We start from the raw sequence: 15,035 nt of genomic DNA, 5'->3' as shown, positions 1-15,035 counted from the left end.
AGACAGAGCCCTTCCCGACGCCGATCAAAATCACGCCGTCGTTCCCCGGATGGGCTATTGCCTTATGTAAGAGGCGTCAAATCGCCAAACAAGGGAAACAACGGCAAAATTTTGTTCATGTGGCGGAAAGACGCCGAACGCGAGCGATCCCGCGATTTTACTTTTCATATTCTCAAATTCTTCAACAGGCCTATCTATAAAGTCTCGGGCGGAATCTCCCTGAAGCGGGGCAGCTTCAAACAATATCAAAGATCGATGAGGGCAATTGCACAATGGTGGTTCCTGAAGAGCTCCAACGCCGGATAGAAAAAAGCCTCGCGGATGGCGGCTTTACACCGGCGGAAATGCTGCTGCGCCGCGCGCACCGTCTGGCTCTGGACAAGACAAACGGTTCGGGCGCAGCAGCTGATACGATGCTCAAGGAAGCCGGCTTTAGCATTCGCGCCGACGATCTTTCCGCAGTCATCGAAAAGAAACCGTGGCTTCTCGAAGTCATCCTTCAGGGTGTCAATCGCAAGCCCGGCGACACGGGCGATCATCACTAAACAAAAAGGCATAACAACGTTTTTAACGCGCTTTTCTTCGCCAGCCCCCGCCCTATATCGGTTTCGGGGCGTTCTACGCCGATCCGTTCCGATCCCGCATTGAAACGAACATCAGGGGCCATTCCATGCCTACATTGAAACGTTCTTTTGCTGCCACATGCACCGCATTGCTTGTGGCGGGCAGCATGATTGCTGCTCCTGTCGCCGAGGCATGCACGCGCCTCGTCTATCACGGTGCCAATGACCAGATCATAACGGCCCGTTCCATGGACTGGAAAGTCGACGTGGCGACCAATCTCTGGATTTTTCCGCGCGGTATGAAACGCTCCGGCGAAGCCGGGCCGAATTCCGTGCAGTGGCAATCCAAATATGGCAGCGTCATCGCCTCCGGCTATGACATTTCAACCACGGACGGCCTCAATGAAGCGGGGCTTTCGGCAAGCGTGCTGTGGCTGGTGGAATCGGAATATCCGCCCTTCGATGAAAAGCATCCAAGCCTCAGCATCGCCGCCTGGACGCAATATGTCCTCGACAATTTCGCAACTGTCGATGAAGCGGTCAAAGCGCTGAGCGACAATCCGTTCAATGTCGTGACCGACAAGGTGCCAGGGGAAGATCGCCTCGCCACGCTGCATCTGGCCATGTCGGATTCCAGCGGCGACAGCGCCATCATCGAATATATCGACGGCAAGCAGGTCATCCACCACGGCAAGCAATATCCGGTGATGACCAATTCACCGACCTTTGACCAGCAGTTGGCGCTCAACGCCTATTGGAAGGATATCGGCGGCACCGTGATGCTGCCGGGCACCAACCGCGCCGCCGACCGCTTCGCCCGGGCTTCTTTCTACGTGAATGCCATTCCGAAAACGGAAGATCCGGTGAAAACCATCGCCAGCGTGTTCAGCGTGATTCGAAATGTCTCGGTGCCGTTCGGCATCAGCACGCCCGATCAGCCGAATATTTCATCGACCCGCTGGCGCACCGTGGCCGACCACAAGCGCAAGCTCTATTTCTTCGAATCCGCACTGACACCGAATACATTCTGGATCGACCTCAACAAGGTCGATTTTTCGCCCGAAACCGGCAAGGTGAAGAAGCTCGATCTCGGGCCCGACCAGACCAACACCTTCTCCGGCATGGCCAACGATCAGTTCAAGGAAACCGAACCGTTCAAGTTCCTCGGACTTTGATGGAACTCCAAGGCCCCGCCCAATGGCGGGGTCTTTCTTTACTGAGGCTCCGGTCAGCAGCCATCGACGCGCTGAAGCGATGCCGAAAGGCCGATCAGCGAGAATGTGTAGCGCGTCTGCGTGCCACGCGCTGAAACCGCCTGCACATTGACCGCCTTGCCTGCACGCATTGCCTTTATAATCCGCGTTTCATCGGCGACATTTTCCGCCCAGGCGCGATTGCCTTCACTGAAGAAAGGAAATGCTGTGCCATCCACCATGACATTCACGGCTTTGTCTGCCTTGAGATCATAGCCCATGACAAGCTGCGGGCTGTACTGTCCGCTCGACTTGGAAATAATGATGAAATTATCGCCGTGCCTGACATCTACGGGATGGAATTTAACCGGAACCGTCAAAGCATAGCATTTGTTACCGGGCAGATCAGTGTTCTGATAAACGCCCCAGTCCTTGAATTCTCCGATATAATTCGTCTTTGCCGTAGCCACGAGAGAACTCGCCACCAACCCTGCCAGTGCTAACGCAACGGTGGTTGCATTTTTCCTCATCGCCGAAAACCTCCATAATATTGCAAAATCACGCATGTTAAAAAATTATAACATTGCGTTACTATTTCCTTAACAAAGACCTAAAAATTTGTTGAAAATTTGAGAATAAGAATCCGCAATTCAAACAGGGCACAGCAGCGCGATATCAGCCCGGCAGACAGAACAATGGATATGATCGGGAAATGACGGGCGAAGCAGCACGAACGTGGTCGGTGCGCGGCTTTCGAAACACGAAAGCCGATCTGTAAGTCTTTGCTTTTAAAGGAAATGGTGGGCCCGGAGGGACTCGAACCCCCAACCAAGCGGTTATGAGCCGCCGGCTCTAACCAATTGAGCTACAGGCCCCACGCAACACTGCACGTACCCTAAAGAAACGGAAGATACAACTGTCAAATCTGCCAGTCGCCCTAATGCGCACATATTCGATTGCGATGGATGGCGTCAGCAAGCCACGATGGTCAGGATTTGAAGCCCCCGGTTGCATTAAAGGGGCATTTCCATTCTTATATCATGGCGACGCGCATGAGAGGGAACTTAAGAAACAAACGATTTCAACGATAAAGCGAACCGATAACCCGGATTGCTTTCAATAAGCTGCCTCAACATTCTCTACAGGAGATTTCATGAAAAACCGCGCTACCACGCTCATAGCAGCCTCTTTTTCGGCAATCATGCTCGCAGGCGCTCTCGCCCTGCCCGCCGCAGCCCAGGAGAACCAGATGTCGAGACAGCCTGCGCGCATTGCCGTGACCGGTGAAGGCACCACGACAGCCGCACCTGACATGGCGATTCTCAATCTCACCGTTCTGCGCGAAGCCCAGACTGCCCGCGAAGCGATGACCGCCAATAACGATGCCATGGCCAAAGTTCTCGACGCCATGAAAAAAGCCGGCATCGAAGGGCGCGACCTCCAGACCGGCGGCATCAATATCCAGCCGCGCTATGTTTTCCCTGACGACAAGAACGGCCTCAAGGAACCGAGCATCACAAGCTATGCGGTCACCAACAGCCTCACCGTGCGCGTCCGTGATCTTGCCAAGGTCGGCGAAGTACTCGACCAGTCCATTACACTCGGCGTCAATCAGGGCGGCGATCTGAGCTTCGTCAACGACAATCCGGCTGCAACCATCAACGAAGCGCGCAAGCGCGCCGTGGCCGACGCTGCTGCCAAGGCCAAGACGCTTGCCGATGCCGCGGGCGTCGGTCTCGGCCGTGTCATCGAAATCACCGAACAGGGCCGTCCGCCCATGCCGATGCCAATCGCCCGCGGCCAGTTCAAGACCATGGCTGCCGCCGCTCCGGAAGATGCCGTTCCGGTCGCAGCTGGCGAAAACAGCTTCAATGTTTCGGTCAATGTCGTCTACGAGATCAAGCAATAAGGACAGTTTCGGCCAACAAAAAAGGGGCGCCAGGCGCCCCTTTTCTTTTATCTTTACATCACATTAGCGGATGATCGGGCAGCCGCGCGCATTGGCGAATACAACGCCGCTCGGACGGCCATGGCGGAAGCCGCGCACCTGCACGGATTTGCCACGATAAGCAACGCGCGCATTGCGAATGCCCATGCGATGCGCCTTCATCTTGGCGGATTCAACAGAGCAGGCAGGGCCGCGATAGGCCGGACGTCCATGATGCGGACGACCGCGATAATCGACATTGATAACTGCGCCATGCGCGGCAGTGCTGACAGCCGGTGTTGTCATTGCAGGCGCGGCATTCGCCGATGCGCCGACCGTAAAGACGGCGGCAAGACCGAGTGCAGCGGTAACGGCAAACGACTTGAGCGAAATAGCGGACATTTTGAACCTCTTCCAATTGAGTGTCAGGCCCTCCGCCTGAGACACCCGATAATTAGAACGAGGAAGATGAACGAAACGAAAAGCCTCCGTTCATCTGACATTCAGTTAAGACGAGAGAGATGAATAAGGCAGGAAACCACTGGTAAAACCCATTCAAATTCAAAGAATTAAGAGAACTGAAAAGTGCTGCCTGCTCTCTATTAAATTTAAGCAATGTTATAAAGAATGCGCATTCAATCGGGCATGACCATGTGATCGAGATAATCCTCGTCATCTTCCATGTCATGATCGAAGGCGGTTACCTTGCCTCGCACCGAAACGCCCGCCTCATGCACAGTATCCCGCGAGCCGGAAACCAGCGGATGCCACCAGTAAAGGTCGGAGCCTTCCGCAACGAGACGATAAGCGCAGGTCACCGGCAACCAGTCCACTTCATCGACGATTTCCGGCGTCAGGAATACGCAATCCGGCACGGTGGCCCTGCGGTTTGGATAATCGCGGCACTGGCAGGTTTCAGCATTGAGCAAAGTGCAGGCCACGCTCGTCCAGTAAATCTCGTTGGTGTCGTCGTCCTGCAATTTATGCAGGCAGCACTGGCCACAACCGTCGCACAGGCTTTCCCACTCGCTGCGGGTCAGCTGATTGAGCTTTTTGGTTTTCCAGAATGGTTTGTCGGTCATGTCTGAGCCTATATCGGAAATATGTCGGGAATAGCGTGGACAAATCGCCGCCCTGACTGGAGCTGATGCGTACGGCTAATTGACTATTGAAAGCCCGGCCTGCCTGGGCTAAGTCAGAAGCATCATTCCCATGATCGTAAGCGTCTAACGTCAGGCAACGCATCAACCGACCGGAAACGGCCGCCGATGCACTGACGTTGTGTTCCGTTTTCCGCTCTGAATTCCAGGTACTATCATGCCAAATTCTGACACGCCGCGTCGCAGGAAACTGCCAGCGCATTATGCGTCTTTCGTCATGCCGCTCATTCTTTCGATGCTGATGACACTGGTGGTCTCGCTGATCGCAACCGCGAAAAGCCTCGGCCTCACCCATCCCGATCTCGCATCCAACTGGATGAGTTCATGGGTGGTTTCGTGGATCGTGGCTTTCCCGGTTCTGCTGATGCTTCTGCCGATTGTGCGCAAAATGGTTGCCTTTGTGTGCCATCCGGATTGATCCGATCATCGGGACAGTCTCAATAAAAAGCGCCGCGCATGGGTCCATGCGCGGCGCTTTCATTTGCAATCGAGACGATCAGCGGAAGATATGCTCGCCCTGCTCGTCAACGATCTGGCGACCCTTGTTCAGCGCAATGCTGGCGGCATCCTCGATGCCGGGGCAACGGTCAGCGCGAACGAAGCGATATTCCTTCAATTCACCATTGATCGTTTTGGAAATCACACCGCACACCTGATACTGACCGCCTTCGCTGTAAGGCGTGGCGACGATCAGAAAATCCTTGTGCTCGGTACGACCGGCCTCTTTCGGCTCCGCTGATTTCTCAGCGGCTTCACCACCGCCGCCGAACAGACGCTTCAGGAACGACATGGTTTCCTCCCGTTTTAAGAATCGAGGAACGAACGCAGCTTGCGCGAACGGCTCGGATGCTTGAGCTTGCGCAGCGCCTTCGCTTCGATCTGACGGATACGTTCACGGGTAACCGAGAACTGCTGGCCGACTTCTTCGAGCGTGTGGTCGGTGTTCATACCAATACCGAAACGCATACGCAGAACGCGTTCTTCACGCGGTGTCAGCGAAGCGAGAACACGGGTCGTCGTATCGCGCAGGTTCGCCTGAATAGCGGCGTCGATCGGCAGCAGTGCGTTCTTGTCCTCGATGAAATCACCCAGATGTGAATCTTCCTCGTCGCCGACTGGCGTTTCGAGAGAGATCGGCTCCTTGGCGATCTTCAGCACCTTGCGCACTTTTTCGAGCGGCATGGCAAGCTTTTCGGCCAGTTCTTCCGGCGTCGGCTCACGACCGATTTCGTGCAGCATCTGGCGCGACGTGCGGACGATCTTGTTGATCGTTTCGATCATGTGCACCGGAATACGGATGGTGCGCGCCTGATCGGCAATCGAACGGGTGATTGCCTGACGAATCCACCATGTCGCATAGGTCGAGAACTTGTAACCGCGACGGTATTCGAACTTGTCGACCGCTTTCATCAGGCCGATATTGCCTTCCTGAATGAGATCGAGGAACTGAAGGCCACGGTTCGTGTACTTCTTGGCAATGGAAATCACGAGACGCAGATTGGCCTCGACCATTTCCTTCTTGGCGATGCTGGCTTCGCGTTCGCCCTTCTGTACCTGATTGACGATGCGGCGGAATTCGCCGATCGAAATCGCGGTTTCAGTGGCGAGGTTCTGAATTTCGCTGCGCAGACGGGCAATCGTACCCACTTCCTTGGCGGCAAAATCCTTCCAGCCGCGAGCCGATAGCAGACCGACGCGCTCAACCCAGTTCGGATCGAGTTCGTGGCCCTGATATTCCTTCAGGAACTCATCGCGACGCACGCCGAAGGATTCAGCCAGACGCAGAAGCTTGCCTTCGTTCTGAACCAGACGCTTATTGATATCGTAGAGCTGTTCGACGAGCTGTTCGATACGATTCTGATTGAGAGAGAGCGACTTCACGGCGGTGATCAGCTCGTCTTTCAGTTCCTTGTAGCGGCGCTCCTGGCTGGAGGAGAGTTCGCCGGTCGCGGCCAGACGGCCTTCAACCTGCTGGTCCTGCAGCTTGCGCAGCTTCTTGTAGGTATCGGCGATGAGGTCGAGCGTTTCCATGACCTGTGGGCGCAGTTCGGCTTCCATGGCCGCCAGCGACAGGTTGGCTTCGTCCTCGTCCTCTTCTTCCTCTTCCGCTGGCATGTCGCCGCCGACATTGGTGATGTCGTCGTCGTCACGCGAACGGCGCGCGGGCTTGTCGTCGCGCGGACGTTCTTCTTCCACACGCTCGATCACCGGCGCCTGCTTGGCTTCCGGACCGGCATAGGTGGTTTCAAGGTCGATGATTTCGCGCAGGAGAATGTTGGATTCATTCAACTGATCGCGCCAGATGATGATGGCCTGGAAAGTCAGCGGGCTTTCGCACAGCCCGGCAATCATCGTTTCGCGACCGGCTTCGATGCGCTTTGCGATGGCGATTTCGCCTTCGCGCGACAGAAGCTCCACCGAACCCATTTCGCGCAGATACATGCGCACGGGGTCGTCGGTGCGGTCCGTCGGCTCTTTCTTGGTCGTCGTGGTGGCAACGGCAGTGCCGCCAGCTTCGACCAAATCGCCGCCTTCTTCCGCGTCGTCGTCGTTGTTGTTTTCTTCGCGATCGTTGTCTTGCTCGTCGTCTTCAACGACGTTGATGCCCATGTCGGAAAGCATGGCCATGGTATCTTCGATCTGCTCCGACGTCACTTCCTCGGAAGGAAGAACGGCGTTCAGCTCGTCCATGGTCACATAGCCACGCTTCTTCGCGACCTTGATCATCTTCTTGACAGCATCGTCAGAAAGGTCGAGAAGCGGACCGTCGGCAGCACCTTCGCGCTCGACTTCGGCTTCTTCGTTTTCCTTAACCTTCGTTGCCATATGTTCTTCTCCAGGCGACCCCGGTCGCTTTTAAGATATATAGAGTGTCCGAACGGTTTTGCGAGCCTGCAAGCCGCCGGTTGATTCTGCGAGTAGCTGATTTGCCGTTAATGGCGGATTAACCCTGCCCTCGGTATCAGGCTCCATCGTGATCGATTTTCTGTGGGCAGAGCCGGTGACATCACGTCATCGCAACGGTTTTTTGCCCTTGTTCCGCATCCCGCTTCCCACGGAGCAGAGGTATCGGAACATCATCGGTATCCGTTCTATCCTTGTTCGAACTGTCGTGATTCCGTCATTTACGCCATTCGTCAAGAGCGACTCACCTGATTCGCCCTCAAAAAGCGAATCATTTGTTGTCGCGGTCCATCCGCGGGCTAGAGCGGTTCCGGTTAAAACGGAATCGTGAAACCGCTCTATCTATTTGTTTTTACGCATGATCCTACGCAAAACCGCTACGCACTTTTGCTGGAAATGCTCTAATTAGAGCGCTATTGGCCGTCCGCAACCCCTTATTCCCGGTACTTTCCCATAAAGTGATTCGGGCAATCCGAATCAGAAACCGCCGGGAGAGCGTCCGGACGACAGACCGAAACCGTCGATCAGGGCTTCGGTCGCATCTGCCTTTAAAATCTGATTTTGTATATCGATGAGGCGCGCATAAAGTTCGCCCGTCTCATCGGTTTCCAGTGCGGCCTCCACGGCTCGCAGCTCCTTATGTAGTGTGCGGGCGCGCTGATGCAAGTGAAGCGCCTGCCGCAAAGCTTCCCGCGCATCGTCTTCCGCCGCAAGCGCGGATGCGGTCCAGAGCCTTGCGCCCTTCACCGCCTGTTCCAGCGTTTCGATCAGATCGCGATGCCCGGCGCCGACCAGCGCGTGACGCATGGCCAGACCATCGTCCACATGGTCGGAGGCCAGAACGTCGAGCATGGCCAGATGCAGCGTCTTCAACGCATCATGCGCCAGATCAAGCCCGGCAATCGTTTCGAAATCTTCTTCGATCAGGCGCGGATGGTTCATCAGCGTCAGTACGATTGCCGTTTCCCGCAGCGGCGCATGGGTGCCCGCACCGGGACGCCCGCCTTTGACCAGCGTGGAACGAACAAGGCTGTCGGAGATCGTCAATCGCCCGCCGCCGCCCATGCCAGGGGCGCCACGTCCGCGCCCATTGTCGTTGCGGCGGTTGAACGACCCATTGCGCTGGCCGCCCTGCTGCCGCCCCTGCCCGAAGAATGCCTGGGCGCGTTCGCGCATATCCTGACCGTAATGGCGGCGAATATCCTCATTGGCGATGCGGCTGGTGATTTCGCGCAGACGCGCTTCCAGTTCGGCGCGCTTTTCCGGCGTGTCGAACACGCCGCCCACGGTTTCGCGGGTCCAGATCATGTCGACCAGCGGCTTGGCGTCACGCAGCACGGCCTGAAACGCCGCCGGACCTTCCGCCTTGACCAGATCGTCCGGGTCCTGTCCTTCCGGCAACAGCGCAAAGCGCAGCGACTTGCCCGGCTGCAAGGTCGGCAGACCAAGATCGGCGGCGCGATAGGCAGCGCGAAGCCCCGCACCGTCACCGTCGAAGCAAAGCACCGGTTCCGGGCTGATGCGCCAGAGAAGTTCGAGCTGTTCTTCGGTCAGCGCCGTACCGAGCGGCGCCACGACGTGGTGGAAACCCGCCTGCGCCAGCGCGATCACATCCATATAGCCTTCGACGGCGATGATCGGCTTGGCCGGTTCGCCATTTTGTGGCTGGCAGGCCTTGCGTGCGCGCAGACCGTTATAAAGCACCCGCCCCTTGTGGAAGAGTTCGGTTTCCGGCGAGTTCAGATATTTGGCAGGCGCATCGGCAGAAAGTGCGCGGCCGCCGAATGCGATGATGCGTCCGCGCAAATCCTCGATGGGGAACATCACGCGGTCGCGGAAGCGGTCATAGGAAACGGCAATGCCCTCGCCATGCACCACGAGGCCGCAAGCCTCGATCTGCTCGCGCGATACGCCCTTGCCCGCCAGAAACTCTTTCAGGGCATTGCGCGATTCCGGCGCATAGCCCATGCGGAACGCCTGCTGCGTCGCGCTGGAAAGGCCACGGTCGCGCAGATAGGCGCGCGCCTTGGCACCGGCAGCACTCTGTAGCTGCGCCTCGAAAAACTGCGCCGCCAGTTCCATGACGTCATAAAGCGTTGCGCGCTCAGCCTCACGCTTTTCCATTTCAGGATCGCGCGCAGGCATGGGCACGCCCGCCATATCGGCCACGCGCTCCACGGCTTCTGGAAAACTCAAGCCTTCCAGTTCGGTCAGAAACTTGAAGTGATCGCCAGTCACGCCGCAACCGAAACAGTGGTAACGTCCCTTGCGGTCTTCGCAGTGGAAGCTCGGCGTGTTTTCGCCATGGAACGGACAACAGGCCCAGAAATCGCCCTTCGGCGGATTGCTCTTTTTGCGGTCGAACGAAACCCGTGCTCCGATCAGCGTCGAGATCGGCACACGATCTCTGATCTCATCGAGAAAGGAGGGTGGGAAACGCATTACAGATTTCACTTTCAGCTGGCCCGACAGCGGGCGTGTCTTCCATAGAGTATATAGGCGCGCAGGCTCTGACAGTCCATCGCGCGCGCATAACCCTCCCCGCTAATCACAGTCTTCTGCCCAGACTGTTTGACAACCTTTTCGACGAGCCTGCTCTACGGTCACGCAACTGTCACAAAACTGTCATATAACTTTTACATTCAGCGTAAGCCGGTTGATTTTATGCGCGAATAAGCCCATATCTCTTGGATATTTAATTAGCCGGAACATAATTTCTTCGTTTTATGAGATAATTCTAGCTTTCAACGTCAACCGCCAACCGAAGGGATTTCGCCGTGAACGGTTCTTTGGTCCTTTTGCATCTTGCCGGCGCTGTCGCCCTTCTTTTGTGGGCCACCCGCATGGTGCGAACCGGGGTGGAGCGCGCTTATGGCGACCGTCTGCGCAGACGCCTGCGCAACCAGATGCAGAACCCGCTTTTGTCGGTCGCCTTTGGTCTGGTGCTTGCGGTTGCGCTGCAAAGCTCGACGGCGGTGACACTTCTGGTCGGTTCCTTCGTGGGATCTGGCTTCGTCAGCGGCGTTGCAGGACTGATGGCGGTGCGCGGCGGCGAACTCGGCTCGGCGCTGGTCGTCAAGATTTTGAGCTATGACCTGACCATTCTCGTTCCGCTCTGCCTTGTGATCGGCACCGGCATTTTCATGACCACCGAGCGCCGCGACTGGCGGCAGATCGGGCGCATTCTGGTCGGCATCGGCCTTCTGATCATGTCGCTGGAAATGACCGGGCAAGCGACCGAGCCCCTGCGCCAGAGCGAGCTTCTGCCGGTGATCGTCGATTATCTGTCGAGCGATCCTATCACCACCTATCTGCTGGCCGCACTGATGACATGGCTGTTCCATTCCAGCGTCGCAGCCGTCATCCTGCTGACCACCTTCGCATCGCGCGGCCTCATCGATCCGGAACTGGCCGTGGTCATGGTGCTGGGCGTCAATCTCGGTTCCTCGATCATCGCGCCGATCCTCACCCGCAATGCTCCGCCGGAAACCCGCGTGGTGCCACTCGGCAATCTTCTGATGCGCGGTGCAGGCTCGCTGGTGATGCTGGTGCTTTACGAGACCTTCAAGCCGTCGATTGCCTTTCTCGGCGCTGATCCCGTATCGCAGGTGGTCAACGCACATATCCTGTTCAACGTGATTGTCATGGTGGCGGGTATCCCGCTCTCTGGGCTGGTTCTGCGCACCACCGAAGCGCTTGTTCGCCTCAATGCCGACAAGACGGCTGCACCCGCGCAGCCGCTGGAAATGGAAGAATATAGCGCCCTCGACACAAGCGTACTCGACCGCCCATCGCAAGCGCTGGCCAACGCCACCCGCGAAGTCGTCGGCGTCTGCGATACCGTCGAGGTGATGCTGCGTCGCATCATCGACCTCTACGAAAAGCCGGATCAGGCCCGCATCAACGAACTCGCCGCCCTCGACGATCGCGTGGACAAGAAACATGCCGCTATCAAGCTTTATCTGACGCGGCTTGCCTCGCATGATCTCAACGAGTTTGAGGCGCTTCGGATGCAGGAACTGCTCGGCGCCTGCGTGAAGCTCGAACAGGTGGGCGACATCATCGTGCGCAACATGCTGGCGCAGGTGCAAAAGAAGATGGACCACAAGCTGGAATTCACCGAGGAAGGGTGGGAAGAACTCAGCCACTTCCACGCCATGGTTCTGGCCAATGCGCATCTGGCGTTCAACGTGGTCGTCTCGCGTGACGGGCGCACGGCGCGCCAGCTCGTTCAGGAAAAGGATCGCCTGCGCGAACTGGAAAAGCAGACCAGCCTGCGCCACTTCTCGCGTCTGCGCGAAGGCTCAACCCGCAGCATCGAGACCAGCACAATCCATCTCGATACCATCCGCGACCTGAAGCAGATCAATTCGCTGCTGGCCTCGATGGCCTATCCCGTGCTGGAAGAACAGGGCCTCCTGAGCGAAACGCGACTCAAGACCGCCAAGCAGAGCTAACGCCGTTAAAACGCGATATCGGCAGCGTTAGCCGTGCGTCCGCGGGTGCTTCCTGCCCGGAACCCGTTAAGCGTTTCATTGTGATGCGCCACGATATCGGCGAACTGCAAGCTCGCCGTATCGCCCGTCGTGTGCCCGTCGGCAATCAATGTCACATCATAGCCGAGCGAGATCGCGTGACGAACCGCTGTATCAACGCAATATTCGGTCTGGCAACCGCCGATGACCAGATGCGTTATCGCCAACGCACGCAGCCGGTCCTGAAGCTCTGTTTCGTGGAATGAGTCGCAGCTCGTCTTTTCAACCACAATGTCGTTGGCCAGCGGCGCCAGTTCGGTCCGGATTGCCCAACCCGGAGTGCCTTTTTCAAGCACGTCGCCCGGCCCGCCGTCATGTTGCACGAGAATCACGGGAATGCCCGCAGAACGCGCCCGCGCTTTCACGTCGCTCAATCGGGCGACAACTTCCTCCAGCGCGCGATCAATCACAGGCTGACGCTCAGGCGTACCCATCCCGGCTACAATATCGTTTTGGACATCAATGATAAGCAGAGCGGTGGCCATGACAAACAATCTCGCTGACTGATTTCGATTGCGCCCGCATAACATCCAGATAGCGCGAACAACAAGAAGGCCCCGCTTTGAACGGGGCCTTCTTATTGCAGTATCAGAACAGCTTTCTACTGCAAAAGCGATTTCACCAGTGCGCTTGCCTTGGTGAAGTCCATCTGGCCTGCATAGCGTTCCTTGAGGATCGCCATGCACTTGCCCATGTCGCGCAGCCCCTGCGCGCCGATTTCGGCGATAACGTCCTCGCAAGCCTTCTTCACTTCTTCCTCGGTCATCTGCTGCGGCAGAAACTCGGAGATAATGACGATTTCCTCGCGCTCGGCTTCCGCCAGCTCAATGCGGCTGCCTTCTTCATAGATGCGCGCCGATTCTTCGCGCTGCTTGACCATCTTGCCGAGAATACCCAGCAATTCCTCATCTCCGACCGGGTCCTTGCCGGCGGAACGGTTGGCGATATCGCGGTCCTTCACGGCGGCCAGGATGAGGCGCAGCGTCGATGTGCGGCGCTTTTCATGCGCCTTGAGCGCGGTTGTGAGGGCCTGGGAAATCTCCTGGCGAAGCATCGAATGTCTCCTGACGGTGTTTGTCTCTTATTACCCGCAACGTGATCGATAAAGCAATCGCGTGCTGCTACGAGCTGTCCGAACTACCCGCCCGTAGAACAATAATGCGATAATTATCGCGATTATTTCCCGATTGGGTGCGCTCGGACGATTGACCCGGCAACCAAGTTTCTTTATTGATCAAGGCTTAGCAGGACATCGGTACATGCTGGCAGTGGGAGGTTTGAAATCCCCGCTGCTTTTTGGCGCATATATGATCCCGTCGCCCGTTGGCGCGTATATGACCATTGACGCCCCATCTTTCAAGCCATTCGCCCGGTAACAGGGGTGGAGCTGGCGGGTTGGAACGCGAGCGTGTGCGGAAGCTAAAACATTAAACGTGGCACGGATTTAGGTGCTGCAATTTAAACAGGAGTGCAAACATGACCGAAACGACCCCGAAAACCGCACCCTGGACAACCGAAAAGCGAACCGCCGTTCTGGTTCTTGCCGACGGCACCGTGATCGAAGGCAAGGGCCTCGGCGCGACCGGCGCAATCGAAGCGGAAGTTGTCTTCAACACGGCGCTTACCGGTTACGAAGAAATCCTGACCGATCCGTCCTATGCCGGACAGATCGTGACCTTCACCTTCCCCCATATCGGCAATGTCGGCACCAATATTCAAGACATCGAAGACCTGACACCAGCCAACCGCCACGGCGCAGTCGGCGCGATCTTCAAGGCCGATATCACCGCACCATCCAATTATCGCTCGAGCGAAGATCTTGACGCATGGCTGAAGGCGCGCGGCGTCATCGCGCTGGCAGGCATCGACACCCGCGCCCTCACCGCGCTGATCCGCGAACGAGGCGCGCAGAATGCCGTCATCGCGCATGACCCGAACGGCAAGTTCGACATTGACGCCCTGAAAGCCCGCGCGGCTGGCTGGAGCGGTCTGGAGAATCTTGATCTCGCCAAGGATGTCACCATCGGCCAGAGCCAGGTCTGGAACGAAACGCCCTGGATCAAGGGCGAGAGCTTCGGCGAGCTGAACAACCCGCAATATCATGTGGTCGCGCTCGATTTCGGCGTGAAGCGCAACATTCTACGTCTGCTCTCGGGCCTCGGCGCCAAGGTCACGGTTCTGCCCGCAACGGCAACCGCCGACGACGTGCTGGCTTATAATCCCGATGGCGTGTTCCTGTCGAACGGCCCCGGCGATCCGGCAGCCACCGGCGAATATGCCGTGCCGACCATCCGCAAACTGGTCGATAGTGGCCTGCCGGTTTTCGGCATCTGCCTCGGTCACCAGATGCTGGCACTGGCGCTTGGCGGTCGCACCGAGAAGATGCATCAGGGCCATCACGGCGCCAACCATCCGGTGAAGGACTACACGACCGGCAAGGTGGAAATCGTCTCGATGAACCACGGCTTTGCAGTCGATTCCGAATCGCTGCCGGAAGATGTCGAAGAAACCCATGTCTCGCTGTTCGACGGCACCAATTGCGGCCTGCGCGTCATCGGCAAGCCGGTCTTCTCCGTCCAGCACCATCCGGAAGCTTCGCCCGGCCCGCAGGACTCGCACTACCTCTTCCGCCGGTTCATCAATCTGATCCGCGAAAAGAAGGGCGAAGCTCTTCTGCCGGAACGCGAACAGGCTGCGTGAATCCAAAACTGAGGTTTCGCGGTTAACTTATTGTGAGAAAAATAAAAAGCCGG

General features: G+C 57.2%; 15 protein-coding genes and 1 tRNA gene. 7 read left to right on the top strand and 9 right to left on the bottom strand.

Features of this window, described 5'->3' with window-relative positions:
- From HWD97_RS09805 to HWD97_RS09795, 3 genes are all read left to right on the top strand, one after another.
- The coding region (locus HWD97_RS09805) for a hypothetical protein (protein ID WP_371834974.1) at positions 1 to 200 on the top strand (200 nt) is incomplete at its 5' end.
- Positions 201 to 272: 72 nt separating this feature from the next.
- Positions 273 to 545: a hypothetical protein gene (locus HWD97_RS09800; protein ID WP_109369445.1), complete on the top strand. Its 273-nt coding sequence runs from the start codon at positions 273 to 275 to the stop codon at positions 543 to 545.
- A gap of 125 nt (positions 546 to 670) precedes the next feature.
- Complete coding sequence (locus HWD97_RS09795; protein WP_109369446.1) at positions 671 to 1,738, top strand: linear amide C-N hydrolase; 1,068 nt, start codon at positions 671 to 673, stop codon at positions 1,736 to 1,738.
- Between the two features lie 53 nt (positions 1,739 to 1,791).
- Here the strand turns inward: HWD97_RS09795 and HWD97_RS09790 are convergent, their stop codons facing one another.
- Positions 1,792 to 2,286 (bottom strand): invasion associated locus B family protein, encoded by a 495-nt coding sequence (locus tag HWD97_RS09790; RefSeq protein ID WP_109369447.1) that lies wholly within the window; start codon positions 2,284 to 2,286, stop codon positions 1,792 to 1,794.
- Positions 2,287 to 2,554: 268 nt separating this feature from the next.
- Positions 2,555 to 2,631, bottom strand: a tRNA-Ile gene (locus HWD97_RS09785).
- Between the two features lie 278 nt (positions 2,632 to 2,909).
- On the opposite strand from HWD97_RS09785, the gene HWD97_RS09780 reads away from it, so the two are divergent.
- On the top strand, positions 2,910 to 3,665 hold the full coding sequence (locus HWD97_RS09780; RefSeq protein WP_109369448.1) for an SIMPL domain-containing protein: 756 nt from the start codon (positions 2,910 to 2,912) through the stop codon (positions 3,663 to 3,665).
- A gap of 63 nt (positions 3,666 to 3,728) precedes the next feature.
- On the opposite strand, the gene HWD97_RS09775 is transcribed toward HWD97_RS09780, so the two are convergent.
- Positions 3,729 to 4,085 carry an antifreeze protein gene (locus tag HWD97_RS09775; RefSeq protein ID WP_124915827.1) on the bottom strand — a complete coding sequence of 119 codons (357 nt, stop codon included), beginning with the start codon at positions 4,083 to 4,085 and terminating at the stop codon, positions 3,729 to 3,731.
- Positions 4,086 to 4,318: 233 nt separating this feature from the next.
- Positions 4,319 to 4,765: a YcgN family cysteine cluster protein gene (locus HWD97_RS09770; protein WP_109369450.1), complete on the bottom strand. Its 447-nt coding sequence runs from the start codon at positions 4,763 to 4,765 to the stop codon at positions 4,319 to 4,321.
- Between the two features lie 235 nt (positions 4,766 to 5,000).
- Here HWD97_RS09770 and HWD97_RS09765 point away from each other — a divergent pair, with 235 nt between their 5' ends.
- The gene (locus HWD97_RS09765; protein ID WP_109369451.1) at positions 5,001 to 5,261 is read left to right on the top strand and encodes a DUF2798 domain-containing protein; all 261 of its coding nucleotides are present in this window, start codon (positions 5,001 to 5,003) and stop codon (positions 5,259 to 5,261) included.
- 78 nt (positions 5,262 to 5,339) lie between these two features.
- Here the strand turns inward: HWD97_RS09765 and HWD97_RS09760 are convergent, their stop codons facing one another.
- The 3 genes from HWD97_RS09760 to dnaG all read right to left on the bottom strand — a co-directional run bounded on the left by HWD97_RS09760 (position 5,340) and on the right by dnaG (position 10,189).
- A complete protein-coding gene (locus HWD97_RS09760) occupies positions 5,340 to 5,633 on the bottom strand; it encodes an HlyU family transcriptional regulator (protein WP_078338696.1) in 294 nt (97 codons plus the stop codon).
- A 14-nt stretch (positions 5,634 to 5,647) separates the two neighbouring features.
- Positions 5,648 to 7,669: an RNA polymerase sigma factor RpoD gene (gene rpoD / locus HWD97_RS09755; protein WP_109369452.1), complete on the bottom strand. Its 2,022-nt coding sequence runs from the start codon at positions 7,667 to 7,669 to the stop codon at positions 5,648 to 5,650.
- A 555-nt stretch (positions 7,670 to 8,224) separates the two neighbouring features.
- Positions 8,225 to 10,189, bottom strand: coding sequence for a DNA primase (gene dnaG / locus HWD97_RS09750; RefSeq protein WP_109369453.1), 1,965 nt, complete (start codon positions 10,187 to 10,189; stop codon positions 8,225 to 8,227).
- Between the two features lie 335 nt (positions 10,190 to 10,524).
- Between dnaG and HWD97_RS09745 the strand changes: the two genes are divergently transcribed.
- Positions 10,525 to 12,204: a Na/Pi cotransporter family protein gene (locus HWD97_RS09745; protein WP_109369454.1), complete on the top strand. Its 1,680-nt coding sequence runs from the start codon at positions 10,525 to 10,527 to the stop codon at positions 12,202 to 12,204.
- 5 nt (positions 12,205 to 12,209) lie between these two features.
- On the opposite strand, the gene HWD97_RS09740 is transcribed toward HWD97_RS09745, so the two are convergent.
- Together HWD97_RS09740 and HWD97_RS09735 are read right to left on the bottom strand one after the other, a co-directional pair.
- Positions 12,210 to 12,767, bottom strand: coding sequence for a cysteine hydrolase family protein (locus HWD97_RS09740; RefSeq protein WP_109369455.1), 558 nt, complete (start codon positions 12,765 to 12,767; stop codon positions 12,210 to 12,212).
- A 116-nt stretch (positions 12,768 to 12,883) separates the two neighbouring features.
- Positions 12,884 to 13,336, bottom strand: a complete 453-nt coding sequence (locus HWD97_RS09735) for a GatB/YqeY domain-containing protein (protein ID WP_109369456.1) — start codon at positions 13,334 to 13,336, stop codon at positions 12,884 to 12,886.
- A 422-nt stretch (positions 13,337 to 13,758) separates the two neighbouring features.
- Here HWD97_RS09735 and carA point away from each other — a divergent pair, with 422 nt between their 5' ends.
- A complete protein-coding gene (gene carA / locus HWD97_RS09730) occupies positions 13,759 to 14,982 on the top strand; it encodes a glutamine-hydrolyzing carbamoyl-phosphate synthase small subunit (RefSeq protein WP_109369457.1) in 1,224 nt (407 codons plus the stop codon).
- Positions 14,983 to 15,035: the final 53 nt, after the last annotated feature.

Source organism: Ochrobactrum sp. C6C9 (assembly GCF_022627935.1).
GTDB lineage: Bacteria > Pseudomonadota > Alphaproteobacteria > Rhizobiales > Rhizobiaceae > Brucella > Brucella teleogrylli.
This window is presented reverse-complemented; position numbering and strand designations above follow the sequence as displayed.

Coding starts and splice junctions, on each gene's coding strand:
- HWD97_RS09790 (WP_109369447.1), bottom strand. CDS start 2,286: ATGAGGAAAAATGCAACCACCGTTGCGTTAGCACTGGCAGGGTTGGTG.
- HWD97_RS09770 (WP_109369450.1), bottom strand. CDS start 4,765: ATGACCGACAAACCATTCTGGAAAACCAAAAAGCTCAATCAGCTGACC.
- HWD97_RS09780 (WP_109369448.1), top strand. CDS start 2,910: ATGAAAAACCGCGCTACCACGCTCATAGCAGCCTCTTTTTCGGCAATC.
- rpoD (WP_109369452.1), bottom strand. CDS start 7,669: ATGGCAACGAAGGTTAAGGAAAACGAAGAAGCCGAAGTCGAGCGCGAA.
- HWD97_RS09740 (WP_109369455.1), bottom strand. CDS start 12,767: ATGGCCACCGCTCTGCTTATCATTGATGTCCAAAACGATATTGTAGCC.
- HWD97_RS09760 (WP_078338696.1), bottom strand. CDS start 5,633: ATGTCGTTCCTGAAGCGTCTGTTCGGCGGCGGTGGTGAAGCCGCTGAG.
- HWD97_RS09800 (WP_109369445.1), top strand. CDS start 273: ATGGTGGTTCCTGAAGAGCTCCAACGCCGGATAGAAAAAAGCCTCGCG.
- HWD97_RS09775 (WP_124915827.1), bottom strand. CDS start 4,085: ATGTCCGCTATTTCGCTCAAGTCGTTTGCCGTTACCGCTGCACTCGGT.
- HWD97_RS09795 (WP_109369446.1), top strand. CDS start 671: ATGCCTACATTGAAACGTTCTTTTGCTGCCACATGCACCGCATTGCTT.
- HWD97_RS09735 (WP_109369456.1), bottom strand. CDS start 13,336: ATGCTTCGCCAGGAGATTTCCCAGGCCCTCACAACCGCGCTCAAGGCG.
- dnaG (WP_109369453.1), bottom strand. CDS start 10,189: ATGCGTTTCCCACCCTCCTTTCTCGATGAGATCAGAGATCGTGTGCCG.
- HWD97_RS09765 (WP_109369451.1), top strand. CDS start 5,001: ATGCCAAATTCTGACACGCCGCGTCGCAGGAAACTGCCAGCGCATTAT.
- carA (WP_109369457.1), top strand. CDS start 13,759: ATGACCGAAACGACCCCGAAAACCGCACCCTGGACAACCGAAAAGCGA.